Source organism: Helicobacter turcicus, from assembly GCF_019711685.1.
Taxonomy (GTDB): domain Bacteria; phylum Campylobacterota; class Campylobacteria; order Campylobacterales; family Helicobacteraceae; genus Helicobacter_D; species Helicobacter_D turcicus.
The window spans coordinates 72,962-96,665 of sequence record NZ_JAIGYQ010000005.1 but is presented as its reverse complement, the minus strand read 5'-3'; the positions used below and the strand labels follow the sequence as shown (position 1 = coordinate 96,665).

Genomic DNA, 23,704 nt, shown 5'->3' with positions numbered 1-23,704 from the left:
AGTTGCAGTGTATGTTACATTAGAAGGGATTGACACAGCAGGAAAAAGCACACAAATTGCGCAATTAAAGAGAGTGTTTAAAGATGCAGTTTTTACCTTTGAGCCTGGAGCAACACCTTTAGGGAGTAGCATTAGAGAGATTTTGCTAAAGAGTGAGATAAAAAGTCCTAAAGCAGAAATGTTGTTGTTTTTAGCTGATAGAGCAGAACATTTTGCAAGTGTAATTGCGCCAAATTTGGACAGATTGCTTATTAGCGACCGCAGTTTAATCTCTGGAATTGCGTATGCAAGGGATTTTGATTTTAAAATATTGGAATCTTATAATGCTTTTGTAATGGATAATACATTACCTAATAAAGTGATTTTTCTAGAGCTTGATAGGGAGACACTAGAATTTCGTCTAAGCAAAAAAGGTAAAGATAAGATAGAGCAAAGAGGTATTGCCTATCTTTTGGAGCTTCAGGCACGATTGAAACAAGTAATGGAACGTTTAAATATAGAATCGCTTGTGCTTGATGCAAAATTGCCACAAGATTCCATAACCAAGAAAATTGTGGATTTTATTAAAAGTTAATGCGCTGTCTATTTTGTGGAAGATTTTCGTTTAAGATTCTATGTAAAGATTGCTTAGGACTTGTTGCTTTGGGACTAACTTGTAGGGATTTGCAAGGCTTTAAGGTGTATGGGTTTTTTGAATACACTAGTGTGGCAGAATTACTCCATGCAAAGTATGCTGTGGTAGGAAACAAGATTTATAATGCACTAGCAAAACTTGCGCTAGATTACCTAAAAACACAACTTAAAGTATCTTATAATGCTTATTCTGTGGGGATTGATGATAGGATTAGTAAGCAAGGCTATGCGCATAATGCAATTTTCTTACACCATTTAAAAGAAGTGGGTTTAAAGCCGATGTATAGGACAATTTATGCGAGTAATTCTGTAAGCTATGCAGGAAAAACTCTGGAATTTAGAAAAAAAAATCCTAGAAAATTCGTTTTAAAACGGGCTGTGAAAGATAAGCAAATCGTGCTAGTTGATGATATTGTAACAAGCGGCTTAACACTACTTGAAGCAAAGGAATGTTTGGAATCTAATGGCGCAAGAGTCTTACATGCATTTGTATTAGCGGATGCTAGGACAGAATAAATTTAGCTCCTCTTAACTTTATTAAAAGTAAATTTTAAATGAATTCTCTAATGTTTTTTAGATTAGCTAGTGATTTTAAGATGTTGTTTGTGAAATCTTTTTTGGGAAATTAATTTATATTTTTAAAAATACAATATGTATTAATTCAATTTGTTTTAAAGTCGTTTTTATTGGTTTAAACTCAAATTGAATAAAAAGTGGATAAAATCCGCCTTTATTATTGATTGTTGGAGAAAGTATGAAAGTTTTATTGCTACAGGATGTGAAAGGCTTAGGAAAAAAAGGCGATATTTGCGAAGTTAAAGATGGCTATGGAAAGAATTTTTTAATTGCTAAGGGATTAGCAGATTTCGCCACAAATGCTGTGATTAATCGCTATAAGGCGGAGCAAAAAAAGGCTGAAGAAATGGCAGCAGCAGAAAAAGCTCTAACAGAAATGGCGGCAAAAAAAATTGAAGAAGTAACTTTAAAAATTGTCCAAAAAGTGGGCGCAAATGGTTCTTTATATGGTGCAATCACCAAAGAAGATATTGCAGAGGCTCTAGCAAAGGAACATCGCATTGCAATAGATAAAAGGACAATTGAGCTAAAAAATCCGATTAAATCCACAGGTATTTATGAAGTGGAGATTAAGCTAGGACATGGAATCTGCGCAGTGTTAAAAGTAGATATTGAGGCACAATAATGTTTCATGCAACTACAATTTTAGCTTACAAAAGCGAGAAAGGGGCAGTGATTGGTGGAGATGGACAGGTTACTTTTGGGAATTGTATTTTAAAAGGAAATGCGACAAAAATCCGCACACTCTATCATGGGAAAATCCTAAGTGGATTTGCAGGAAGCACAGCAGATGCCTTTAGTCTCTTTGATATGTTTGAAGGGATTTTGGAGAATAAAAAGGGTGATTTACTAAAATCTGTCATGGAATTTTCTAAAGAATGGCGTAAAGATAAGTATTTAAGGCGTTTAGAAGCAATGATGATTGTGCTTAATAAAGAGCGCATTTTTATCTTAAGTGGGACAGGAGATGTTGTAGAACCAGAAGATAGAAAAATTGCAGCAATTGGAAGTGGTGGAAACTACGCACTCTCAGCTGCAAGGGCACTTGATCGTTTTGGAAGTGCTTTAGAACCAAAAGAGCTTGTGGAGCAGTCGCTAAAAATTGCTGGCGAACTTTGTATTTATACAAACCAAAATATCAAAATTTTAGAACTTTAGGAAAAAATGTGGAAAAATTATTTGCAATGACACCAAAAGAAATTGTGAGTTATTTAGATGAATATATTATTGGACAAAAGGATGCTAAAAAAGTTGTGGCAATTGCTTTGCGTAACCGCTATCGTCGCTTACAGCTCCCAAAAGAGATTCAAGATGAGGTGATGCCAAAAAATATTTTAATGATTGGTTCAACGGGTGTTGGAAAAACTGAAATTGCGCGCAGAATGGCAAAGATTATGGGATTACCTTTTATTAAAGTTGAGGCTAGCAAATATACAGAAGTAGGCTTTGTGGGGCGTGATGTGGAATCTATGGTGCGTGATTTGGTGGTTTCTTCTATTAATCTTGTTAAAGAAGAGCATCGCAATAAAAGCACACAAGATATTGAAAAATATGTGCTAGATAAAATCGTGGAAAAACTCATTCCACCTCTGCCAAAGGGAGCTAGTGAGCAGAAGGTTGAAGAGTATGAAAATGCTGCAAATAAAATGCGACAAAAGGTATTAAATGGCGAAATGGATCACTTAAAAATTGAAGTAGAAGCACCAAAGCGAACTTTTGAAATTGAAGATGGAAATATGCCAGCAGAGTTTGCAAAAGTGCAAGAAACTATTGCTAAGGTTTTTATAGCTTCCCCAAAAGATAGCCCAAAGAAAGAAGTTACAATTAAGGAAGCTAAGGAATTATTAAAAGTTGAAGCAAGTGAAGCGTTGTTGGATTTGGAAGCTATTAAGCAAGAGGGGTTAAAGCGTGCAGAGAATAGTGGAATCATTTTCATTGATGAGATTGATAAGGTTGCAGTAAGTGGTAATGGTGGGCAACGTCAAGATCCTAGTAAAGAGGGTGTGCAACGTGATTTGCTTCCTATTGTTGAGGGTAGTGTGGTAAATACCAAATATGGTAGTATTAAAACCGATCATATTTTATTTATTGCAGCAGGAGCATTTAGTTTGAGCAAACCTAGTGATTTAATTGCTGAACTTCAAGGGAGATTCCCTTTACGTGTGGAGCTTGATAGTCTTGACGAGGAAGCATTGTATAAGATTTTAACACAAACTAAAAATTCTATTTTGCGTCAGTATGAAGCACTGCTTAGCGTGGAAGATGTGCATTTAAGCTTTAGTGATACGGCAATTCGTGCGCTTGCGCATTATTCACAAGTAGCAAATGAAAAGACAGAGGATATTGGAGCAAGACGTTTGCATACGGTTGTAGAACAAGTGATTGAGGAGATTAGCTTTGAAGCGGAGAATTACAAGGGAAAAGAAGTGGAAATCACAGAAATACTTGTGAAAGAGAAGTTAGAATCTCTAGTAGCGGATTCTGATACTGCACACTATATTTTATAGGGAAGCATTTGGAGAATACAAAAGCTGGATTTGTTGCAGTTTTGGGGCGTCCAAATGCAGGGAAAAGCACTTTTTTAAATACGCTTTTAGGAGAAAAGCTTGCCCTTGTCTCTCATAAAGCAAATGCTACACGCAAACGTATGCATCTTGTGCTGACAGAGGGAGATACACAAATTGTTTTTGTAGATACTCCAGGGATTCATAAACAAGAAAAATTGCTTAATCAGTATATGTTAAAAGAAGCAATGCAGGCATTGAGAGATTGTGATTTTCTGCTATTTTTAGCCCCTGTTAGCGATAAAATTAGTTATTATGAAGAGTTTTTGGAGATGGTTCAAAATAAAAAGCATATTTTGTTACTTACAAAAACAGATTCTGTATCCAAAGATATGCTATTTAGGGCAATTAGTAAATATGAGAAATTCAAAGATTTTTATGAGGCATTAATTCCTGTTTCTATTAAGGATCTAGGAAGCTTGAAATGTGTGATAGAAATGCTTGTAAAATTTATGCCAAAAAATCCCTATTATTATGACCCAGAAATTTTAAGTCCAAATACGACAAAAGAGATTGCTAAAGAGTTAATCCGCGAGGCTGTGTTTGAAAATCTTAGTGATGAGTTACCTTATGAGAGTGATGTGCAAATCACATTTTATCGTGAGAAACCTAATATTCATCATATTAAAGCGACAATTGTTGTGCATAAAGAGAGTCAAAAGGGAATGGTAATTGGCAGGGGAGGTGCGAGTTTAAAGCGCATTGGTAAGGAAGCAAGGCTAAGTATTGAAAATTTTGTGCATCAAAAGGTGTTTTTGGAACTTTTTGTAAAAGTTGTGCCCAGCTGGAGTAAAGAGCGTGAAAGTCTAAAAAAAATGGGGTATAATTTTGAATATTAAAATGAGGTTAGAGTATGAAGATTTTTAAAATTTTTAGTTTGTGTTTAATGGTCGGTCTTGCGTATGCAAGTGATTTGGAGTGGGTGGAACTTTACAAAAAAGGTGGCACAAAAGCCATTGAGCAAAAAATAGATTCCATTATGCAAACACGTAGTTTTTGGAATGAAGCATTAAAAGAACAGGACACCCGTTTTGGATACTATGAAGATTTAAAATATCTTTTTATAGCGACTAAAAATGCGCCAACGCTAAGGCTTTATGCATTGGAAAATCATCAATGGAATGAGAAGTTAAATGTGGAAAGTTTAGTGGGTTCAAAGGGTGGAAATAAGGAAAAAGAAGGAGATTTAGCGACTCCCATTGGAGTGTATTCGTTAAATGCACGTTTGGTAAATCTTGATCAATACTATGGACCGCTTGCATTTGCTACAAATTATCCTAATCTTTATGATCGCCTACAAAAGCGCACAGGTTATGGAATTTGGATTCATGGGAGACCGCTAGATGGGAATCGCAAAGAGCTTAATACACGTGGTTGTATCGTAATTGAAAATGATAAGTTAAGTAGTGTGGATGCAATAATTGATTATCGTCAAGCATTGCTAGTAACTTTTGAGAATAATGCTAAGGAAGTTAAAAAAGAGGATTTAAGCATTTTGCTAACAGACTTATATGCATGGAAAAATGCTTGGAAAGAGAGTAATGTGGATAAATATTTGGGGTTTTATAGTGAGGATTTTACGCGCTTTGATGGAATGAAATATGATGAGTTTGTGCAAAATAAACGCAGAATTTTTGCAAAAAACGAGAGAAAAGAAATTGTATTTTCTAAAATTAATATTTCACCTTATCCCAATGATGAAAACAGGCATTTATTTAGGATTTCTTTTTATGAAGATTACAAAGCTCCAAGTTACAGATTTAGTGGAGAAAAGGAGCTTTATATAGAATTAAAAAATTCTAAAATGCAAATTTTAGCAGAGAGATAATCTCTCTGCATTAAAGTTTAATGAATTTGAGTGCGTCTTTTGCACTTTGACAGCTTACATCTATTTTACACACTTTAATTCCACGTTCGTTAAAGACTTTTGCTGTATTTTGACATGCTTTTTTGACGAGAACAATGGCACAATCTTGAATAATCTCTCCTAGCACATTATGTTCGTTTTTGTGTGCAACTCGTTCTTCTTCACTCATATCACTATCTTTGTGTGAACATCCAGTATTAGCACTTTCATCACCGCGCGGATTCTTGCGTAACTCAACAAAGTCAATTTTTTTAAACATTCCGCTTCCAATTTGCTCAAAAATAGCAAAAAAGGGTGTATGTCCAGTGTTGTTAAAAATTTGTAGATTTTCATCAAAAACAGGGATTGCAATTTTCATATTATTCCTTTGTGTAGTTAAACAAATTTGCTTCTGTGATTTGGTGTGTAAATTGCGCTTCTAGAGTGTGTGTATTTGTGCCTAAAATTAGTGCAAAGTTGTATTTCTCATTTACAAGTGCAGCAAAAAGGGTCTTTTTATCTGCATAAGGAATAACCTTTGCATAGGGCGCATAAAGCTCATGATAAATCTTCGGAACAAAAAGTGTTAAATGCGCCCATTTTGCATACATACTAAAGTAAGCTAAATATTGTTCATAAAGTTTGGAATCCCCACAAGCAAGCAAAACTTTATTGGTTGTTCCGGGTTTTGCAATCACGCCTCGTTCATCTAAATAAAGGGGTTTAAAATTAGCCAAAGCGGTAAAATTTTCTAGTTGGACATTAATAGAATAATCCTCGCAGAGTCGTAAGACGCGAGCTAATGGCTGGATAAAGAGTTTTGGAAGCGGAATCTCATAATCTGTGCTTTTATAAAAAAGTTTGATTCCAAAGAGAGAATAAGAATTTAGCGCAAAAGGAAGCTTATCCTCGTCAATTTTTTCTTGAGAGAGTGCTTTGATTTCTTGTTGATTTTTCGGCAATGTGCTTAAATCTAGGCTTGTGTTGCAGTAGAGAAAAAATGCCGCATCACTTTGAATTACATTATGGATAAGCCCACTTAAGCTTCCACAAAAGTGTTCTAATGTTTTCTTGTGTGTGATAATTTGTGTGGCAATCTCGTATTCATCTTTGCTTAGTAGAAATAGAATCTTATTGTTTATAAGCAGATAGTGGCGTAAAATTCGCATTAAAGACTGCTCCAAATCTTCCACGCTAATCCATGCCACCTCCTTATCACTCATTGCGATATTCCCACTAAAAAGGATTCCAAATGCACCCTTTTGCACAGCTTCTTTGATGTCTTTTTGCGCTTGTGAGCTGTCTTTGTTAGTTACAACAAATAAATCCCCCTTGCGTATGCTACTGCTTTGGTCGCAAATCTGACAAAAAAAAGAAATACTAGGTTTGTTTAGTAGTGTTCCAAAAGCAATTTCTACAATCTCATTAACACCAATCTGTATTCCCTTCATACTATTCCTTTAGCTAATTTGGCTTCCATCTTTCCTTTTGTTCTGTGGCGTAATAAATGCAAGTCCATTGCTGTCTTTTGCAGCTAGAATCATTCCTTCGCTTAGTTCTCCCATAAGCTTTGCAGGCTTTAGATTTGCTAATACGCATACCTGCTTACCAAGGAGCTCTTCTGGTGTGTAATAAGCCTTGATACCAGCTAGAATTTGACGTGGACGTGCTTCACCTAGATCCACTTGAAGTTTTAAGAGCTTTTCACTTTTTGGTAGGATTTCTGCGCTGATAATCGTTCCAATGCGAATATCAATTTTTGTAAAATCATCTTTGCTAATAGGGTTTGCAACTTCTAAAGGATCAAGTTTTGCACTTTTGGAATCCTTAGATTTTGTTTCCGATTCTGTTTTTGGATCTTGCAGTAATCTCTCCTCAATGCGTGGAAAAAGCACTGGAATTGGTTTTAAAACTACGGAATCCAAAAGCTCTCCTTGTAGGATAAATCGTCTAAAATACTCTGTGCTTACGCTAAGTCCAAATACCTTTAAAATTTTCTCTGCACTTCTTGGCATACAAGGCGACAAGAAAAGTGCAGCTTTTAGTAAGATATTTGCAAGTAGTAGCAATAATTGTGCCACTTCTGTGCGCTTACCATTTTTGATAAGTTGCCAAGGCTCTTTTTTAGCGATAATCCCATTGCCTAGACTAAAAAGCTTCCAAAGTTCTTCTAAATAGCGGTTTATCTGCACTTCCTCCATTTGTGATTCTAGGCTATTTAGGATTATTTGAATTTGCGCTAACTCCTCATTGTAGTTAGCCTGTAACTGCGATAAATCTGCCTCTAAAGTGTTATTAAAATATTTTGCACTCATTCCTAAAAGACGGTTTAGAAGATTTCCTAAGTCGTTGCTTAAATCTGCATTGATGCGTTCAATTAGCGCATTTTGAGAGAAATCTCCATCTTGCCCAAAAGGCACTTCACGCAACACAAAATACCTAAAAGCATCAAGCCCATAAGCTTCTACAACTTCTTTGGGATTAACGACATTACCTACACTTTTACTCATTTTCGATCCATCTTTTGTCCACCAGCCATGTGCGGCAATATGGCGTGGAAGAGGCAATTCAAGACTCATTAAAAACGCTGGCCAATAAACTGCATGGAATCGTAAAATGTCCTTGCCAACAATGTGATAGTTCGCAGGCCAAAAATCCATTTTGTTTGGTAAATCATTGTGGAATCCTAATGCACTTAGATAATTTATAAGTGCATCGAGCCACACATACATTACATGTTTTTGGTTATTTTTATCGTTTTCTAAAAGCTCTTTTGGAAGTTTAATTCCCCAATGAAAACTTGTGCGTGTGATTGATAAGTCTTCTAAGCCAGCTTTTACGAAGTTTATTACTTCGTTTCGTTTGGATTTTGGCAAAATGAAATTTGGATTCTCATCATAGAATTTTAGAAGTTTGTCTGCATAAGCACCGAGTTTAAAAAAATAACTTTCTTCTTTTAAAAGTGTTGTTTCTTTGCCGCAATCTGGGCAATTTTTTTCATTAACAAGTTGGGATTTTGAGAAAAATGACTCACAAGAAATGCAGTAATTTCCCTCATATTCGCCTTTATAAATATCACCTTTTTGAAACATTTTTAAAAACGCATTTTGCACACTTTGTTGATGCGTGGAATCTGTGGTGCGAATGAAATAATCATAGTTTATTTCAAATTCATTCCAAAGACTCTTAAAGCGCTCAGCAATGCAATCCACATAATCTTTTGGGTTCTGTCCTTTTTTTTGTGCACTTTGCTCAATTTTCTGTCCGTGTTCATCTGTGCCGGTTAAAAAGAATACAAAATCGCCTTTTAAGCGGTGAAATCTTGCTAGAGAATCAACGATAATTGTTGTATAGGCGTGTCCGATGTGTGGAATATCATTGACATAGTAAATTGGTGATGTGATATAAAATTTAGAACTCAAAGCTTCCTCCATTTCCTTTGTTCATACTTAAATATACAGCACTCACATAGCTGTTTCTAATGGTGCATTCTAAGATTTTTGCGCATTTTCCACAACTACTTAAGCCCATAGATTTTTGACAAGCTTTGAGTGCTTCTTGTTTTTGGTTTAGATTTTCTTGTGTTTTATTAGCAAATGCTTCTTTTTGGTTACAAGTTTGTGCATGTGCGCATAAAATACAACTTGTCACACCCTCGCGTTTTTGGCACTCTTTTAGGGCTTTTAGTGCGCTTTCAATTTCAACTTTAGTGGCTAACAAAATCTATCTCCCAAGTGCTTCCAAAATAACAAGGCGTGGTGTCGTGTAAATGCTTAGGTTGGAGTTCTAAAAGTGGTGTAGCAGTGGTTTTGGATTCCAACTCGCTTATAAAAACTGCCTTACCTCCAGCCCTCTCAAAGATGAAAGCAAAGGGAAAGACTTCAAAAAGCATTCTAAGCTTACCATTTGGTGCATCACTTGTTGCAGGATAAGAAAACAGCCCACCGCCTTTTACCAAAATATGATGCAAGTCTGGCACCATGCCGCCACTATAACGTAGTCGGTAACCTGCATTAAAAAGGGATTCTATCTTCATTTTGTGTGCCTTGCTCCAGTTTTTTTGTGTGCCACCTGTGGCATTTAGCTTACCTTTGTTGGAGAGTCTTAAGCATTTTTGCAAATCAAACTCCTTGCCATTGTAGGTAAAGTAATCCACGCCTTCTTTAAGAAGTGAAGCAAATCCGATTCCAACTACCATTCCATACACAACATACGCACTTGCTACGAGGTTTTGAGGGAGAAAATCACCCGCATAGATTCCAAAAATACTACCTACACTTAAGTTTGCTCCCATTAAAGATGAACCATCTAGAGGATCATACGCAATGGAATATAAGCCATTTTTGTGGAGTGGAATCGCATTTTCTTGTTCCTCACTACAAATTTGCTTTATGCAAACAATATTTTTGAAAGCTTCTTGTAAAATTATATCTGCTTGCACATCAGCTTGTAGTTGCGTATCTCCCGTAACATTGGTGCTTTCTGTGTATTCACCTAAGTTTTTTTGTAGCATAGCATAAATGTCTAAACTCGCTTGTTTAATGCTTGTAAAAATAGATTCCAAATCTTGCTGTAATGTTGTGCTTGTGTGGGGTTTAAACAAGGGCTAACTCCTATAAAAATTTTGCTATTATAACCTAATTTACTTTGGAAACTAAGTAAAGTTAGTGCGTTTTTTGCTACAATTCTAGGATTTGTTGGTGTTTTTATTTAAAGTAAGGAATCTTATGCAAGTAGCCCCTAGTATTCTCTCAGCAGACTTTGGAAAATTAGAAGCAGAAGTGCAGGCAATTTGTGCCGCAGATTGTGATTTAGTGCATATTGATGTAATGGATGGGCATTTTGTGCCAAATCTAACGCTTGGACCAGTGGTAGTAAAATCCGTAGCAAAGGCAGCCACAAAACCTCTTGATATCCATTTAATGGTGCAAAATAATAGTTTTTTTGTGGATTTATTCGCACCCTTTAAGCCAGAATTTATATCTTTTCACATTGAAGAGGAAAAACATGCAAATCGTCTAACCCAAAAGATTCGTAACTTTGGAATCCGTCCTGCTGTGGTGTTGAACCCACATACAGGAATTGAGTGTATTGATTATTTGTTAGAATACATTGATATGGTGCTTGTAATGAGCGTAAATCCCGGCTTTGGTGGGCAGAAGTTTATCCCAAATGTGCTAGAGAAAATTAAGCTTTTAAAAGATAGGATTGAAATACGGAATCCAAAATGTCTTATTGAAGTTGATGGTGGCGTGAGTGATGTAAATATTAAAGATTTAAGAGAAGCTGGGGTAGATATTGTAGTAGCTGGGAGTTATGTTTTTAGCGGAGATTATAGGCAAAGAATTGCATCATTAAAATAGAGAGAAGTCTTTATAAGAGAGCATAGAGGTATTATTAAAAGAGTGTCAAAGCTTTAAAATTAGGATCTCACTTTTGCGTGTTGAATTTGAGAAACATCTTGTTTTAGCAAGAATGCATAGAAGTTTAGAAGCTAGTTGGAGAAATAAAATCCTTTGTAAAGAATGCTTAAGATTGTTTGATAGGAATAGAAATTTTAAAATTTTTAGAGAATACATTGTTTCACGCAATAATTTTTTAGTTAAAAATTTAGGATTTAGTAAAAAAATCTAAGTCTATGTGTCTAAGATATTATTTATGAAAAAACATTAGTATTTAAACTTAACTTCACACAAGATACAAAAGCAACAATCCAATTAAAGAAAATCATAAAGCACATTTCAGGAGAGATTGACGCATTAAAAGAATTTACAAATAAAAATGGGATTCAAAGAATATAAGAATATGGAATGTTACGTTAGCAATGAATGTTAATATATTATGCATTGTGCGAAAATTTGTGATGCAAAAAGTAGAATTTGCAAATTAATTTTGGGCTTTAAAGTGTAAATTTTGTGTTTGTGCGTTAGAATCTTTTTGCAAAACTTTTTGGTTTTGGATTACATTTTTAAAGGAATACAATGTTTAAATTACGCACATTACCATTTACGGAGATTCCGGGATTTATTAGCAAAGAAACCTGCGAATTTCACTATGGAAAACACCATCAAACTTATGTTAATAATTTAAATAATCTCATCGGTGGAACTGAATTTGAAAATAAAAGTCTCTTTGAGATTGTAACAAAAGCACAAGGTGGGGTATTTAATAACGCTGCACAAATCTATAACCACGATTTCTATTGGGATTGTGTTAGTCCTAATACTAGCACTAGGAGTGTAGAGTTAGAGGAGGCTCTAAATACAACATTTGGAAGTATAGAGAAGTTTAAAGAAGTATTTTTAAATTCCGCAACAACGTTATTTGGTTCTGGCTGGTGTTGGCTTGTGTATAACAATGGAAAGCTAGAAATTAAGCAAACAAGTAATGCACAGACTCCTATAACAGAAGGTGCTGTTCCGCTACTTGTTGTAGATGTGTGGGAACATGCTTATTACATTGACCACAGAAATGCGCGTCCAGCATATTTGGAGAAATTCTTTAGCCATATCAATTGGGAATTTGTCTCAAAGTCTTTAGAGTGGGCAAAAAAAGAAGGAATTAAGTCTGTTGATTTCTATATGAATTCACTACATGCATAAGCGTTTTTACGCTTATGCTTCCTAATCCATTTGGCGACGCAAAAAGGCAGGGATATCCAAAACTTCGTCGTTTGTAAATTCTCCACCACTTACTTTTTTTCTAGCGGCACTTAGGGTTTCTTGTTGGTTTATTCTTTGACTCATATCTTTTGGATTGACAAGTTTTAATGTAGAATCATTATTGCTTTGTGTTTGCGTTTGTGCTGGAGTGGATTCTGTTGGAGTGCGGTCAAAACCTGTGGCAATGATTGTGATTCTAACTTTATCACGTTCTACATTAGCGTCTGTTGTTGTCCCAAAGATAACATCTGCATCTTCATCTACATTCTCATTAACAATATCCATAGCATCAGAAATACTACCAAGCGGATATTCTGGGCTAATATAAAAATGCACAAGCACACCTTTTGCACCATGAATAGACATATTATCAAACAATGGAGATTCAATTGCCATTTTAACTGCTTCTTTAGCAGCATCAGCACCTGTAGATTCTCCAATCCCCATAAGAGCCATTCCTTTGTGGCTCATTGCAGTGCGCACATCAGCAAAATCCACATTAATATCGTTTGCCCCATGTGATAAAATTACACCACTCATTCCATTGACTGCACAAACAAGGACATCATCAACAATTCTAAAGCTGTCTTTTAAGCCTAAATTTTTATCAATGATAGTAAGGAGTTTTTCATTAGGAATAACGACAATGGAATCACTTTCGGCTTTAAGCTCTCTATAACCTTCTTCAGCAAGTTTTGCACGTTTTCCACCTTCCCAACGAAATGGTTTTGTTACAATAGATACTGTGAGTGCCCCTACTTCTTTTGCAGCTTTTGCAATTACTGGTGCAGCCCCCGTTCCTGTTCCGCCACCAAGTCCCGCAGAGATAAACACAACATCAGTGTCTTCTAAAAACTGCTTTAGTTCTTCATAGCTTTCAAGTGCGGCGTCTTTTCCAACTTGTGGACGCATACCAGCACCAAGACCTTTTGTTAGCCTTGCTCCTAGTTGGATTCTAACAGGTGCACTTGAAGTGCTAATTGCTTGCGCATCTGTATTTGCAACTGCAAGAGAGATTCCTTCATGTGTTCCTGTTTGAATAAGATGTTCAATCATATTGCTTCCGCCACCACCAACACCGATAACTTTAATCTTTGCTCCAACATTTAAACTTGCTTCTTGAATATTTAACATTGTTTTTACTCCTTCTAAAATTTAATCTTTAAAACATTTGAGTGAGTTTATTCCATAGCTGACTAAGCATATTACCATTTTGCACAGGAATTTTCTTAATTTCTGTTATGTTGCTTAAGTCTTGCTTAATGTCTGCTGCACTTTTTGGCACACTATTTACCGGACTTGTGATATTTTGTGGTTTATCTTGCAAAGGGTTTATTAAAGGGATATTTTTGTGAAAATGTAAGGTTTCATCTTCTAATTTTTCATTACAATAACGGATTCTTTTTTCAGAATCAATTTCGTAATTTGTATATTTTCCAGAGGCATAAAGGACAAGTCCGATTCCAGTTGAACACTCTGGTCCTTTTAAGTCTGTGAATAGTCCATCAACTTCTACAGGTTTTGCAAGGCGCACGGGCATATTAAATAATGCTGCTGCTAAGTCTCTAATGCCATCAAGTTGCACCATTCCTCCTGTTAGCACCACGCCACTGCCTAATTGCTCTTTTAGCCCACTACGTTCTAGTGATTTTGCTAGAATCATTAGTGTTTCTTCAACACGCGCATACACGACATTATGCACGGTTGCTAGGGCAACTTGATGTTTGCCACTATCTTCTCCACCAATGCTTGGGATTTCAATAAGATTCTCTGTATCCTCAATAGTTTTTGGGAAGCCACCGTATTTAACCTTGACTTGTTCAGCAATTCCTTGTGGTGTATGCAAAGCCATTGCTAAATCATTTGTGATGTGGTTTGAACCAACACCTAAGAAATCATTATAGCGCAGGGAATTACCCACATGAATCATTAACTCACAAGTGCTTCCACCCATATCGATGCAAGCAACACCTAGATTTTTTTCATCATCACTTAACACGGCAATAGAAGATGCATAAGAAGCTAGCACAATGTTTTCTATCTCAACACCAGCACTTCTAATGGCTTTTTTAAGATTACCTAAACTTGATTTTTGCGCGGTGATAATACGCACAGAGACTTCCAGACGACTGCCACTCATTCCCATAGGGTCGTCAATAAAATCTTGATCATCAAGTTTAAAGTTATAAGGTAGAATGTGGATAACTTCATATTCACTGGGAATTGAAGCATTATAAAGTGCAGTTTGAATAACGCGATTAATTTCCTTGATTCCGATTTCATTGTTTGGAATATTTACAATTCCCGAACTATCCGTGCTTTTTGTATAAGCCCCAGAGATAGAAATTACTGCCTTGTTGATATTTGTCCCAGCCACGCGTCTTGCATCATTTAGCGCATCTTTAATTGCACGACTTGCTTGTTCAATATTTGTGATAGAACCCTTTTTTAGTCCAGATGATTTGTGAAATCCAGTTCCGATGATATGCGGAATCCCATCTTTGCAATTTGCGATAATTGCACAAATTTTCGTAGAACCGACATCAATTCCTAAGATGGTTTGCTCCAAATCCTTACCCCTTTTATAATTCTCTTCCATTGTCTTGTGCCTTAGATTTTTCTAACAATTTTATAAAGATTTAATAAATGTTCCATAAAGGCAATTTCTACAAGTCTAGACTTCACCTGCTCCCCATTGCGTTTTAGGAAGTCTAAATTTTGCGTGATTATATCAGAATTTTTTAACCTTTGGTCAAGGATTTCGTATAAAATTACTTTATCTTTTAATAAAATATAACCTTTTGCTTCATTTTTTCTAAAAAGCTGTGCGATAAAATCTTGGCTCTCTTGCATATTTAATCCATTTAATGCTTTCTCATTTTCGCGTGAAACATAGCCGATGTCAATGCCTTTAAAATCCGCAAGTAGCGCAGTCGCTTTTTCTTCTAAAAGTTGGGTTTTTCTAAGCGCTGTAAAATCTTCTGTTGCATCTTTTTTAGCATCTTCATAGCTCTTTGGTTCGCTTGGAATAATCTTTTGGACTTTAAGTGTGATAAATCCTTCTTTTGTTTTGATTGGTTTTAGAGTTTCTTGTTCTTTGGCTTGGCTTAGTAAGTTTAAAAACTCCGTATCGTAATTGGAATCACCCTCATAAATCACTAATGATTCTGCTTTTTTATTCTCGCCTTTGCGCAAAGAAATATATTCTTTTAAGGATTCTTTTTCTGCTTGGGAGGATTTGTAATGTGCGGTAACTTTATCTTTTGCTTTTTCAAAAGGTAACAATTGCCCATTCTCATCTAAGAATTGATTTTTAAAATCTTCATAATGTTTTCTTAGTGCTTCATCGTCTGTTAAAATGGAATCAGAATTAACAGAGACTTTTAGCACTTCATAGCCACGCTCTGTTTGATAAATGTCTTTATTTTCCTCCCAGTATTTTCTAATCTCTTCTTCTGTGGGATTAAAAGTGATTGTAGATTGATTTAAGATTTGGATTCTCAAATGATCTTCACTAAATACTGCTTCACCAATAGCCTGAATTTCTAATGGAGTGAGTGGAATCTCTAAGAGTGCGTCAAGTTTTTGTAGTAAAATTCCTTCACTTAGTTCCTCTTCAAAATCTTTTGGTCGCATTTGATTGTCAGCTAATAAGCGTTTATAGATAATCTCATCAAATTTTCCATTATTTTGAAAAGCATCCATTGTAGTAAGTGTGTGGATAATTTCTTCTTTGCTAACGCGTAAGCCCATATCATGTGCATAATTTAGCATTAAAGCGCGTGAGATTAGAGTGTTTAGAGCTTGTTCTTCAATCCCTAGTTTTTTAGCTTGTTCGTTATCTAAAGTGCCATTAAAGAGTTGATTATACACATTATAAAGTCTTGCATACTCACGTTGCAGTCTATCAATGGTAATTTGGCGATTGCCCACAATGGCTGCTGCATTGCTTGTGCTTGAGAAACTATAAGTTCCCCAACCTACAAATCCAGCACCCAAAAATGCAATGGAACTAATCCAAATGGTGATTATTAAGTATTTTTTGTGCTTTTGCATAAAACCAATCATTTAAAACTCCAAAATCCTAATTATTTCTATAATTTTAAAACACACTTAAAAAATCTGCGATTCTACCTAAAAAACCTTTAAAAGCACTAAACTCTACTTTCACGATTCTTTAAAAAGTGAAGAGAGAATATCAATATTGTTGCTTTTTGGCACTTCTTGAGCATTGTTGCTTGTGTTTTGTTGTGTCCCATTGTTGATTTCTTTTAGTTCAATTTCATAACCTGTTAGCATTGAGGCTAGGCGGATATTGATTCCGCTTTTACCAATTGCTTTTGGTTTTTGTTCGCTTGTGATACTAACAATTGCTTTTTTATCCTCTATGGCGACGCTAATTACAAGGGCAGGTGAAAGTGCGCGCGCAATGTAGATTTCAGGTTGAGTGGAGTATTCTATGCAATCAATACTTTCATTTTTTAATTCTTTTGAAACAGCGTTAATTCTAACACCTTTTACGCCCACGGTAGCACCCACAGGGTCAATTTTTGTAGAATCTGTTCTTAGGGCAACTTTTGCCCTCTCGCCGGGTATTCTAGCAGAATTTACAATCTCAACATCGCCATCCTTAATCTCTGGAACTTCTAGTTTTAGCAACTCTTCAAGCATTTTTGGCGTGGTGCGACTTAGCTCAATCATAATACCATTTTGGCGGTCAATTCCAACATGTTTTAATACTGCTCCTACAACCTGCCCTATGTTAAATTCTTCTCCTTTAATACGATTTTTTTTCGGTAAAATTGCTCTAATTTCATCAATTTCAATATAAGTGTTGCCTAGATGATCGGTGCGCACAACATTTCCGCTGACAATTTTTCCAATTTGAGATTTGTATTTATCAAAAAGTTGTGTTTCGATTAGACGTTGGATTTTAAACTCTAGCTCTTTAAATAGGGCATTAACCGCACTTCTACTCATATCCTCTAAACTTAGCTCATAGCGCAATTCATCGCCCACTTTGATTTCGCTGTCGTGTTTTTTAGCATCACTTAAAGGAATTGCATTTTTAGCGTCTAGATCGTCAGAATTTTCACAAACGCTGATAACTTGGTATAAATGTAGGGTTTTGTTCTTTTTATCAATTTCAATATCGTAATTGATTGTAGAATCTAAACTTTCTTTGGCAATTTTTATCACGGCATCTTTGACTGCATTTGTTACGCTTTCTATAGGTAGCCCTTTTTCATAAGCAATTCCTTCAATAATGTCTAGTATTTTTTCCAAAATATATCCTTAAAAATTTGCGGGTGAAGAATTTTAACAAACTTCGCATTTTAATTGAAATTTTCTTTATAAGGGCTTACTCAATGTAACTTTCTTTCAATCTCTTTAAAAATTTATAGAATCCAAAATGGAATTTCTTGAATAATAAACTCTTGTGTGGAATACACAAATTAAAATTGTTTTTTAAGCAAAAAGTCATTATAATAGCCCATTTTTCTAATTTTCTAAATAAAGTAAGGGTAAAAAATGGATATTAAGTTAGCACGCACACACATTAATGAAAAACCAGCAAAAATTACAGTAAAGAAGTTAGAAGAGATGCTAGAGGAAAAGAAATCCGACATTTTTTATTGCGATAAAGAAAATTCCCACAAAGATATGCAAGCTTTGTTGGAATATTTTGAGAAAAAGGGTAAGCGTGCATACTTTAGAGAAGTGCGCTATGGATTGGACGAGGGTGATTATATGTATGAGATCCATGTGTTATAAGTATGTCCAAAAAACTTTATATTGAAACACTTGGTTGCGCTATGAATGAGCGTGATAGTGCGCATATGATCGCAGAGCTTGAGGAAAAGGAGTTTTATAGTTTAACAGATAATCCAAAAGAGGCGGATTTAATTCTAATTAATACTTGTTCTGTGCGTGAAAAACCTGAAAAAAAACTTTTCTCCGAGATTGGTCAATACGTAAAGATTAAAAAACAAGGCGCAAAGATTGGTGTGTGCGGTTGCACAGCAAGCCATTTAGGTGATAAGATTCTAAAACGTTCTAAAGCGGTGGATTTTGTGTTAGGTGCCCGCAATGTGTCAAAAATCTCTCAAATTATTCATCAAAAGCGTGTGGCTTGGGTGGATATTGATTATGATGATAGCACTTATGTTTTTAGTCAAAACCAACACTCTGCGCTTAAAGGAATGATTAATATTTCTATAGGTTGTGATAAAAAATGCACCTATTGTATTGTGCCGCACACTAGGGGTAATGAGATTTCAATTCCAGCAGATTTGATTTTGCAGGAAGCAAGACGTTTGGTGGATAGTGGGACAAAGGAGATTTTGCTTCTTGGGCAAAATGTAAATAATTATGGTAAGCGTTTTTCAAGCGCACATAGGGCGATAGATTTTACACAATTACTTAATGAAATGTCGCAGATTAATGGGTTAGAGAGAATCCGTTTCACTTCACCTCATCCTTTGCATATGGATGATAACTTTATTTTAGAGTTTGCGCAGAATCCAAAAATTTGTAAAGCCATTCATATGCCTTTACAGAGTGGCTCTAATGAGATTTTGCGCAAGATGAGACGTGGATATAGCAAAGAGTGGTTTTTAAATCGTGTGGAGAAAATGCGTGGGCTAGTCCCAGAGCTTAGCATTGGCACAGATATTATTGTAGGTTTTCCAACAGAGAGTGAGGAGGATTTTTTAGATACTTTAGATATGCTTGAAAAAGTACGTTTTGATACGATGTATAGTTTTATTTATTCAAGTCGTCCTCACACTGAAGCACATCATTGGCTAGAAGAAGAGCAGGTGCATCTAGTAGATGAATATATTGCAAAGGAACGTTTAAATCGTCTAAAGGATCGCCACAAAGAAATTCTAACAGAGGATAATGCAAAGCAAATTGGAAAAATCCATCAAGTTTTAGTAGAAAACTATGATGTGCAAAACCTATGGTTAGAGGGTCGCAGTAACACAAATAAACTCGTGCGGATACGAACAGATAAAAATCTCATTGGTGCTATGTGTGATGTAAAAATCACAGAGGTTAAAGGTGCGCAACTAATGGGCGAGTTAGTGTAGGTTAATGTGGTAAATCAAGAAGGGGTTAGAGAGTTTAAACACAAAGTTTTAGCGAAGATTTTACCTTTTTTTCTTGTTGGAATTATTCGTTTTTTAGTATTTTTTGTACGTTTTGAGTTTAGAATCTCCCCAAAAACTTTAGAGAAAATTAGCAAAAATGAGCCTTTTGTGGTTGTCTTTTGGCATGGAGAGTTGTTGTTACAGCCTTTTTTATTTCAAAAATATGTGCGTGAAAAAAAAGTTTGGGTGCTAATTAGCAAACATTTTGATGGTGAAATTATTAGCAATGTCGTGCGCTACTTTGGTATTGGTGTGCTAAGGGGTTCTAGTTCAAAGGGGGGAATCCGAGCCTTGTATCATGCTATTAAAAAAATAGAGAACGGAGAGTATATTGCAATTACTCCTGATGGTCCGCGTGGTCCTTATCATAGTGTTGCAGATGGTGTGGTGCTTTTAACACAAAAGACAAATGTTCCTGTGGTAGTGTCTAGGATTTTTTTTAGCAATGCGTGGGAGTTTAAAAGTTGGGATAAATTTAGGATTCCAAAGCCTTTTAGCAAGGCAGTATTTATCATTAAAGAACCTTTAACGTTAGAATCTTTGGAGCTTGAAGTGGCAAGGGCTTTTGTGAAAGAAAAAATGGAAGAGGACGTATGCGTTTTTTAGGTATTGGAGTTGCATTATTATGCGCGCTAGTTGGAATCGTATATTTTTCCTCATCTTATCAGTTAGGCAGAGAGGCAAACAGAGAGCTAGAAAAAGGAAATTTTAAAGAAGCACACACGCTTGCCCTAGAAGCATTAAAGGAAGATCCTTATAATCGTTTAGCTTATGGAGTTGAGAACCAATCAAGACAACGTTTGAATATCCAAAAATTCCTAGAAAACTCTAAAGAAAATCAAGAAAATGCTTTTGGAATTTTAAAAGACGGGAGCTTAAGTCCAGAAGAGTTTTTACGATTAGAGTGGATGGTAGAGGAGTTTAAAAGGGGCTATCGCGCACTTTTAATTTTGAATCAACCAAATGATAAAGAAAAAGAGCAATTAGAGCGATATAGTCAGTGGTTTGAGAGTTTAAGTAGTCGCTTAGAAGAAGTTAAACAAATCAAAAATGCAAAGTGAGAATTTAAGTCTATACCTACATATTCCATTTTGTGATAGTAAATGTGGGTATTGTGCGTTTAATTCTAAAATTGACAAGAACCATCTAAAGCCACTTTATATGCAAAAATTGGCTGTGTATTTGCGTGATAAACTAAAGAGTTTGCAAGAGGGTAGAGAAGTGCAAATTGTTTCAGTGTATATTGGTGGAGGGACACCAAGTGCTGTGGAATCGTATTTGTATGTAGATGTTTTTAGAGAGTTTTTGCCTTTTTTAAAAAGTGGAGCAGAAGTTAGTATTGAGGCAAATCCTAATCATCTAAGTCTAGAGTGGTTGCGTGCTATGCAAGCTTTTGGGGTAAATCGTTTAAGTCTTGGAGTGCAGAGTTTTGATGTGCAAAAACTCACTTTTTTAGAACGCGAACACAATAATAAAAACACATTTTTAGCTATTGATTATGCGCAAAATGTTGGTTTTAAGAATCTAAGTATTGATTTAATCTATGGCACACCTTTATGTTCAGAATCTCTTTTAGAGAGGGAATTAAAAACTGCTTTAGAGCTTCCTTTGACGCATATTTCTGCTTATCATTTAAGCTTGGATTTGGGGAGTCGCTTTTATAAGGAAAAAGAGCAGGTGTATATGGAATCTCAAAAGCGTTTAGCAGGAGAATTTGGTGGGTTTTCAAGTATTGGACATTTTGTGAAATCGCATTTAGGAAAATTTTTGCACTATGAGGTGAGTAATTATGGGAAAATCTCTGCACACAATTTGCATTATTGGAAAGGGGGCAATTATATAGGAATTGGAGCTGGAGCGATTGGGTGCATTGATGGTGTGCGCACAAGTATGCCAAATAGTATTGAGAAATTTTTAGAGAAGTTTAGTGAGCAAAAAGAGATTCTAACAGAAGAAAATAGAAAATTAGAACATTTGTTTTTGGGATTCCGTTCTTGTGTGGGTGTGGAGATAAAAAAGATTTCAAACCAAAAGAATCTAGAGTTGCTTTTATATGAAAACCTACTGATTCAAAGGGGTGAGCGTGTGTTCGCAAAAGACTATTTTTTAGGCGATGAGATTACGTTATTTCTTAGTTGAAATATGCATCTAAACGAAAAGAAAAGATAATGCTATCTTTCTCTCGTTCAATGTGAATTGGAAAATTAAAACGCGCAATTCCGGGGAGCGTTTTTGTTAAGATAAGCGCATCTTTAAGTTTAGCGATATTTTCTAGTTTTCCACTAATAATGTAACGTTGTTTGAAATATTTACCCTCTTGCATTGGATCGCCATCTGCAACAACACCAGCATTTTCAAAGATAATTTTTAATTTTTCTTCAATTTCGTTTTGTGTAATTTTGTGCTTAAAATATCCTAGAGTTTGTGCGTTTTGTGCTTGATAGTCTTGGAGATTTTTAAGTTCTGCATCTCGCTGCGCTTGGATTTGCTTTTGAACATAAACTTCTTTGCGGTATTTTACATTGGTTTGACGAAAGGTATTAAGGGCGGGTTGGATTACGCTTAAGAAAATGATGGCTACCAAAAAGAAGTAGAATACAAAGAAAAAAGTGTTGCGAATCCAGTCAATTTGTGCGAAAAATGCTTTCATTGCCCAGTTTCCTCAAGTTTGCTAATAGAGACAAAATTATACCAACCATTAGGTAACATATAAAAATCCGCACGACTTTGGTGAAAAATTGAGCGCAAAGGTACTTCTAGCAAGAAAGTATAAATTTGCTTTGATGGTGTTGTGCCATAAAGGGTTAGTTGGTATTGTTCCATTTGGATTTTGTTAAGTGTGATTTGCTCGGGAATCAAATCAAAAAGATTCTCTACACTCTCTTTTAAAAGCTCATTTTGGTGTGTGATGTATTCTACAAATTGCACTTTTTCTTGCTCAAGTATTAATTGCTCTTGTAGTTTTTTAATCTCATCTAGTAGGATTTTTTGTGTTTGAGAAGCAGTTTGTGTATTTTTTTGCATATAATGCCCTTGTACTTTCAAAATCACTACAAATCCCATAAAAATAAAAAGAGTTAATAAGATGTAACCCCACCAGATGCGTGAAACTTTCTTTAAGAATGTTTTTTTGCCAGGTTGAGTAAAGCTGTAATTCATACTTCCCCCTTAGCTTCAAACACTTGATAGGAGTCATAACCTAAATTAGCTAGCTCTTGTGCAATGTCGCAACTAAAGATACTTACTTCAAGCATTGTGATTTGCTGGATTTGCTGGAGCGTTTCTTGTCTAATATTGTGCGGATTAAAAATCACTACTTCGCTGATAAATTCGCTATTGTATAGAGAATTGCTATAAAATTCATTGAGTGCAGATTGTATAAATTTTGCAGCGGTATTAACACGCGAGAAATCGTCTAAATCCTCACTATTTTCACTCTCTGTATGTAACTTTTCGTCATCTTCTTCATTATTTTTTAGCACTTCAATAAGTTCATCATCGGTTGCATCGTTGCTTAAATCTACTTCTTCAATATCACTTAGCTCATCTTGTAAGTCTTTTTCAATGTTAGTTTTTTGAATGTCATCATCATCTTCACTTAAAGAATTTCTAACTACTGTAAGCTCTGAGTCAATTTCACTCTCAAGCACATAATATCCACCAAAAAGCGCACCACAATTTCTCTTAGTTATAAGCATTGTAATATTAGAGTGTTGAAAAAGTACATAGAGCTTACAGCTATCTTGAAAAGTGTCTTTAGCAAGGCGGTAAAGCACTAAAAAAGGAGAAATCACAAAATCCGCTCCTAGTTTTAAAAAGCGCTTTTTAGTCTCCGCAATTCCTTCATTTGCGACAAATACTGACCAGTTATTATCAAAGCGTTTATAAGCAACTTCAGCACAATTCACACCGAAGTTTTTAAATTCCTCTTCTTTGTCAGTGTTTAAAACCCCTTGTATAATGGAGCAGGGAAGAACGGAAATGTAAGTAAAAGGATCTTTTGCGCGGATTTTTTGGATAAAGCGCACTGCTTGCATAGGAAGCTCACCCGGATTTGCGCGAAATTCTTTGCTTTGGCTAGAGACAAGCTGCCCACTCTTATAGAAATGTGCCACGACATTACAGATTTTATGGTCAATTTCAATGCCAACAATTATTGTTGGAAAAAGTGGGCGGATAAGCCTAGAAAGATTCATAGTAACTCCAAAGCTAAACTTACACAAAGCGTAATGATAAGCAATTTTGGCTTAAATAATAGCCTTTTGCGAT

Annotated in this window: 26 protein-coding genes; 14 read left to right on the top strand and 12 right to left on the bottom strand. The window is 35.5% G+C overall.

The features are described 5' to 3' along the window. Nucleotides 1-7 precede the first annotated feature (7 nt). From tmk to K4G57_RS04785, 7 genes are all read left to right on the top strand, one after another. Nucleotides 8-574 (top strand): dTMP kinase, encoded by a 567-nt coding sequence (gene tmk, locus K4G57_RS04815; RefSeq protein WP_221532010.1) that lies wholly within the window; start codon nucleotides 8-10, stop codon nucleotides 572-574. Then, a complete protein-coding gene (locus tag K4G57_RS04810; protein ID WP_221532011.1) occupies nucleotides 574-1,149 on the top strand; it encodes a ComF family protein in 576 nt (191 codons plus the stop codon). The genes tmk and K4G57_RS04810 overlap by 1 nt, the downstream gene beginning before the upstream one ends. 238 nt (nucleotides 1,150-1,387) lie before the next feature. Beyond that, a complete protein-coding gene (rplI, locus tag K4G57_RS04805; RefSeq protein ID WP_221532012.1) occupies nucleotides 1,388-1,834 on the top strand; it encodes a 50S ribosomal protein L9 in 447 nt (148 codons plus the stop codon). Further along, nucleotides 1,834-2,367, top strand: coding sequence for an ATP-dependent protease subunit HslV (hslV, locus tag K4G57_RS04800; protein WP_221532013.1), 534 nt, complete (start codon nucleotides 1,834-1,836; stop codon nucleotides 2,365-2,367). Before rplI ends, hslV begins: the two co-directional genes overlap by 1 nt. A 26-nt stretch (nucleotides 2,368-2,393) precedes the next feature. Then, nucleotides 2,394-3,716 carry an ATP-dependent protease ATPase subunit HslU gene (gene hslU / locus K4G57_RS04795; protein ID WP_221532097.1) on the top strand — a complete coding sequence of 441 codons (1,323 nt, stop codon included), beginning with the start codon at nucleotides 2,394-2,396 and terminating at the stop codon, nucleotides 3,714-3,716. Between the two features lie 8 nt (nucleotides 3,717-3,724). Then, entirely contained in the window at nucleotides 3,725-4,612 is an 888-nt protein-coding gene (era, locus tag K4G57_RS04790; RefSeq protein ID WP_221532014.1) for a GTPase Era, read from the top strand. A gap of 14 nt (nucleotides 4,613-4,626) precedes the next feature. Continuing rightward, the gene (locus K4G57_RS04785; protein WP_221532015.1) at nucleotides 4,627-5,601 is read left to right on the top strand and encodes a L,D-transpeptidase Cds6 family protein; all 975 of its coding nucleotides are present in this window, start codon (nucleotides 4,627-4,629) and stop codon (nucleotides 5,599-5,601) included. A gap of 10 nt (nucleotides 5,602-5,611) precedes the next feature. Here K4G57_RS04785 and K4G57_RS04780 read toward each other — a convergent pair whose 3' ends face one another. From K4G57_RS04780 to K4G57_RS04760, 5 genes are read right to left on the bottom strand one after another with little or no spacing between them, the layout of a single operon-like run. Further along, on the bottom strand, nucleotides 5,612-5,998 hold the full coding sequence (locus K4G57_RS04780) for a NifB/NifX family molybdenum-iron cluster-binding protein (protein ID WP_221532016.1): 387 nt from the start codon (nucleotides 5,996-5,998) through the stop codon (nucleotides 5,612-5,614). Nucleotide 5,999: 1 nt separating this feature from the next. Continuing rightward, on the bottom strand, nucleotides 6,000-7,070 hold the full coding sequence (locus K4G57_RS04775; protein ID WP_221532017.1) for a hypothetical protein: 1,071 nt from the start codon (nucleotides 7,068-7,070) through the stop codon (nucleotides 6,000-6,002). A 9-nt stretch (nucleotides 7,071-7,079) separates the two neighbouring features. Next, nucleotides 7,080-9,053 carry a methionine--tRNA ligase gene (metG, locus tag K4G57_RS04770; RefSeq protein WP_221532018.1) on the bottom strand — a complete coding sequence of 658 codons (1,974 nt, stop codon included), beginning with the start codon at nucleotides 9,051-9,053 and terminating at the stop codon, nucleotides 7,080-7,082. Next, nucleotides 9,031-9,339, bottom strand: coding sequence for a hypothetical protein (locus K4G57_RS04765; protein WP_221532019.1), 309 nt, complete (start codon nucleotides 9,337-9,339; stop codon nucleotides 9,031-9,033). Before K4G57_RS04765 ends, metG begins: the two co-directional genes overlap by 23 nt. Next, nucleotides 9,326-10,222 carry a class 1 fructose-bisphosphatase gene (locus tag K4G57_RS04760; protein WP_221532020.1) on the bottom strand — a complete coding sequence of 299 codons (897 nt, stop codon included), beginning with the start codon at nucleotides 10,220-10,222 and terminating at the stop codon, nucleotides 9,326-9,328. The genes K4G57_RS04765 and K4G57_RS04760 overlap by 14 nt, the downstream gene beginning before the upstream one ends. A 124-nt stretch (nucleotides 10,223-10,346) precedes the next feature. On the opposite strand from K4G57_RS04760, the gene rpe reads away from it, so the two are divergent. Both rpe and K4G57_RS04750 read left to right on the top strand, forming a co-directional pair. Beyond that, entirely contained in the window at nucleotides 10,347-10,982 is a 636-nt protein-coding gene (rpe, locus tag K4G57_RS04755; protein ID WP_221532021.1) for a ribulose-phosphate 3-epimerase, read from the top strand. Between the two features lie 618 nt (nucleotides 10,983-11,600). Continuing rightward, nucleotides 11,601-12,221: a superoxide dismutase gene (locus tag K4G57_RS04750; protein ID WP_221532022.1), complete on the top strand. Its 621-nt coding sequence runs from the start codon at nucleotides 11,601-11,603 to the stop codon at nucleotides 12,219-12,221. A gap of 21 nt (nucleotides 12,222-12,242) precedes the next feature. Here the strand turns inward: K4G57_RS04750 and ftsZ are convergent, their stop codons facing one another. The 4 genes from ftsZ to nusA all read right to left on the bottom strand — a co-directional run bounded on the left by ftsZ (nucleotide 12,243) and on the right by nusA (nucleotide 17,567). Further along, a complete protein-coding gene (gene ftsZ, locus K4G57_RS04745; protein WP_221532023.1) occupies nucleotides 12,243-13,415 on the bottom strand; it encodes a cell division protein FtsZ in 1,173 nt (390 codons plus the stop codon). Between the two features lie 28 nt (nucleotides 13,416-13,443). Beyond that, a complete protein-coding gene (gene ftsA, locus K4G57_RS04740) occupies nucleotides 13,444-14,850 on the bottom strand; it encodes a cell division protein FtsA (RefSeq protein WP_221532098.1) in 1,407 nt (468 codons plus the stop codon). Between the two features lie 41 nt (nucleotides 14,851-14,891). Continuing rightward, nucleotides 14,892-16,349 carry a peptidylprolyl isomerase gene (locus K4G57_RS04735; protein WP_221532024.1) on the bottom strand — a complete coding sequence of 486 codons (1,458 nt, stop codon included), beginning with the start codon at nucleotides 16,347-16,349 and terminating at the stop codon, nucleotides 14,892-14,894. Between the two features lie 99 nt (nucleotides 16,350-16,448). Then, nucleotides 16,449-17,567 carry a transcription termination factor NusA gene (gene nusA, locus K4G57_RS04730; RefSeq protein WP_221532025.1) on the bottom strand — a complete coding sequence of 373 codons (1,119 nt, stop codon included), beginning with the start codon at nucleotides 17,565-17,567 and terminating at the stop codon, nucleotides 16,449-16,451. A gap of 246 nt (nucleotides 17,568-17,813) precedes the next feature. Here nusA and K4G57_RS04725 point away from each other — a divergent pair, with 246 nt between their 5' ends. From K4G57_RS04725 to hemW, 5 genes are read left to right on the top strand one after another with little or no spacing between them, the layout of a single operon-like run. Then, nucleotides 17,814-18,056, top strand: a complete 243-nt coding sequence (locus K4G57_RS04725) for an HP0268 family nuclease (RefSeq protein WP_034289499.1) — start codon at nucleotides 17,814-17,816, stop codon at nucleotides 18,054-18,056. A 2-nt stretch (nucleotides 18,057-18,058) separates the two neighbouring features. Continuing rightward, nucleotides 18,059-19,375 (top strand): tRNA (N6-isopentenyl adenosine(37)-C2)-methylthiotransferase MiaB, encoded by a 1,317-nt coding sequence (gene miaB, locus K4G57_RS04720; protein WP_221532026.1) that lies wholly within the window; start codon nucleotides 18,059-18,061, stop codon nucleotides 19,373-19,375. Nucleotides 19,376-19,381: 6 nt separating this feature from the next. Continuing rightward, nucleotides 19,382-20,041, top strand: coding sequence for a lysophospholipid acyltransferase family protein (locus K4G57_RS04715; RefSeq protein WP_346727935.1), 660 nt, complete (start codon nucleotides 19,382-19,384; stop codon nucleotides 20,039-20,041). Further along, nucleotides 20,029-20,496 carry a hypothetical protein gene (locus K4G57_RS04710; protein ID WP_221532027.1) on the top strand — a complete coding sequence of 156 codons (468 nt, stop codon included), beginning with the start codon at nucleotides 20,029-20,031 and terminating at the stop codon, nucleotides 20,494-20,496. Before K4G57_RS04715 ends, K4G57_RS04710 begins: the two co-directional genes overlap by 13 nt. Beyond that, a complete protein-coding gene (gene hemW, locus K4G57_RS04705; protein ID WP_221532028.1) occupies nucleotides 20,486-21,574 on the top strand; it encodes a radical SAM family heme chaperone HemW in 1,089 nt (362 codons plus the stop codon). Before K4G57_RS04710 ends, hemW begins: the two co-directional genes overlap by 11 nt. On the opposite strand, the gene K4G57_RS04700 is transcribed toward hemW, so the two are convergent. The 3 genes from K4G57_RS04700 to K4G57_RS04690 are packed head-to-tail and all read right to left on the bottom strand — an operon-like array spanning nucleotide 21,567 to nucleotide 23,631. Then, nucleotides 21,567-22,085 (bottom strand): hypothetical protein, encoded by a 519-nt coding sequence (locus tag K4G57_RS04700; RefSeq protein WP_221532029.1) that lies wholly within the window; start codon nucleotides 22,083-22,085, stop codon nucleotides 21,567-21,569. The genes hemW and K4G57_RS04700 overlap by 8 nt on opposite strands. After that, nucleotides 22,082-22,594, bottom strand: a complete 513-nt coding sequence (locus K4G57_RS04695; RefSeq protein ID WP_221532030.1) for a hypothetical protein — start codon at nucleotides 22,592-22,594, stop codon at nucleotides 22,082-22,084. The genes K4G57_RS04700 and K4G57_RS04695 overlap by 4 nt, the downstream gene beginning before the upstream one ends. Next, nucleotides 22,591-23,631: a hypothetical protein gene (locus K4G57_RS04690; RefSeq protein WP_221532031.1), complete on the bottom strand. Its 1,041-nt coding sequence runs from the start codon at nucleotides 23,629-23,631 to the stop codon at nucleotides 22,591-22,593. Before K4G57_RS04690 ends, K4G57_RS04695 begins: the two co-directional genes overlap by 4 nt. Nucleotides 23,632-23,704: the final 73 nt, after the last annotated feature.

What these genes read in the sequence shown, in the direction of transcription:
- K4G57_RS04810 (WP_221532011.1), top strand. Translation starts at nt 574, where the DNA reads ATGCGCTGTCTATTTTGTGGAAGATTTTCGTTTAAGATTCTATGTAAA.
- rplI (WP_221532012.1), top strand. Translation starts at nt 1,388, where the DNA reads ATGAAAGTTTTATTGCTACAGGATGTGAAAGGCTTAGGAAAAAAAGGC.
- hslV (WP_221532013.1), top strand. Translation starts at nt 1,834, where the DNA reads ATGTTTCATGCAACTACAATTTTAGCTTACAAAAGCGAGAAAGGGGCA.
- hslU (WP_221532097.1), top strand. Translation starts at nt 2,394, where the DNA reads ATGACACCAAAAGAAATTGTGAGTTATTTAGATGAATATATTATTGGA.
- K4G57_RS04785 (WP_221532015.1), top strand. Translation starts at nt 4,627, where the DNA reads ATGAAGATTTTTAAAATTTTTAGTTTGTGTTTAATGGTCGGTCTTGCG.
- K4G57_RS04780 (WP_221532016.1), bottom strand. Translation starts at nt 5,998, where the DNA reads ATGAAAATTGCAATCCCTGTTTTTGATGAAAATCTACAAATTTTTAAC.
- K4G57_RS04775 (WP_221532017.1), bottom strand. Translation starts at nt 7,070, where the DNA reads ATGAAGGGAATACAGATTGGTGTTAATGAGATTGTAGAAATTGCTTTT.
- metG (WP_221532018.1), bottom strand. Translation starts at nt 9,053, where the DNA reads ATGGAGGAAGCTTTGAGTTCTAAATTTTATATCACATCACCAATTTAC.
- rpe (WP_221532021.1), top strand. Translation starts at nt 10,347, where the DNA reads ATGCAAGTAGCCCCTAGTATTCTCTCAGCAGACTTTGGAAAATTAGAA.
- K4G57_RS04750 (WP_221532022.1), top strand. Translation starts at nt 11,601, where the DNA reads ATGTTTAAATTACGCACATTACCATTTACGGAGATTCCGGGATTTATT.
- ftsZ (WP_221532023.1), bottom strand. Translation starts at nt 13,415, where the DNA reads ATGTTAAATATTCAAGAAGCAAGTTTAAATGTTGGAGCAAAGATTAAA.
- K4G57_RS04735 (WP_221532024.1), bottom strand. Translation starts at nt 16,349, where the DNA reads ATGATTGGTTTTATGCAAAAGCACAAAAAATACTTAATAATCACCATT.
- K4G57_RS04725 (WP_034289499.1), top strand. Translation starts at nt 17,814, where the DNA reads ATGGATATTAAGTTAGCACGCACACACATTAATGAAAAACCAGCAAAA.
- miaB (WP_221532026.1), top strand. Translation starts at nt 18,059, where the DNA reads ATGTCCAAAAAACTTTATATTGAAACACTTGGTTGCGCTATGAATGAG.
- K4G57_RS04710 (WP_221532027.1), top strand. Translation starts at nt 20,029, where the DNA reads ATGCGTTTTTTAGGTATTGGAGTTGCATTATTATGCGCGCTAGTTGGA.
- hemW (WP_221532028.1), top strand. Translation starts at nt 20,486, where the DNA reads ATGCAAAGTGAGAATTTAAGTCTATACCTACATATTCCATTTTGTGAT.
- K4G57_RS04700 (WP_221532029.1), bottom strand. Translation starts at nt 22,085, where the DNA reads ATGAAAGCATTTTTCGCACAAATTGACTGGATTCGCAACACTTTTTTC.
- K4G57_RS04695 (WP_221532030.1), bottom strand. Translation starts at nt 22,594, where the DNA reads ATGAATTACAGCTTTACTCAACCTGGCAAAAAAACATTCTTAAAGAAA.
- K4G57_RS04690 (WP_221532031.1), bottom strand. Translation starts at nt 23,631, where the DNA reads ATGAATCTTTCTAGGCTTATCCGCCCACTTTTTCCAACAATAATTGTT.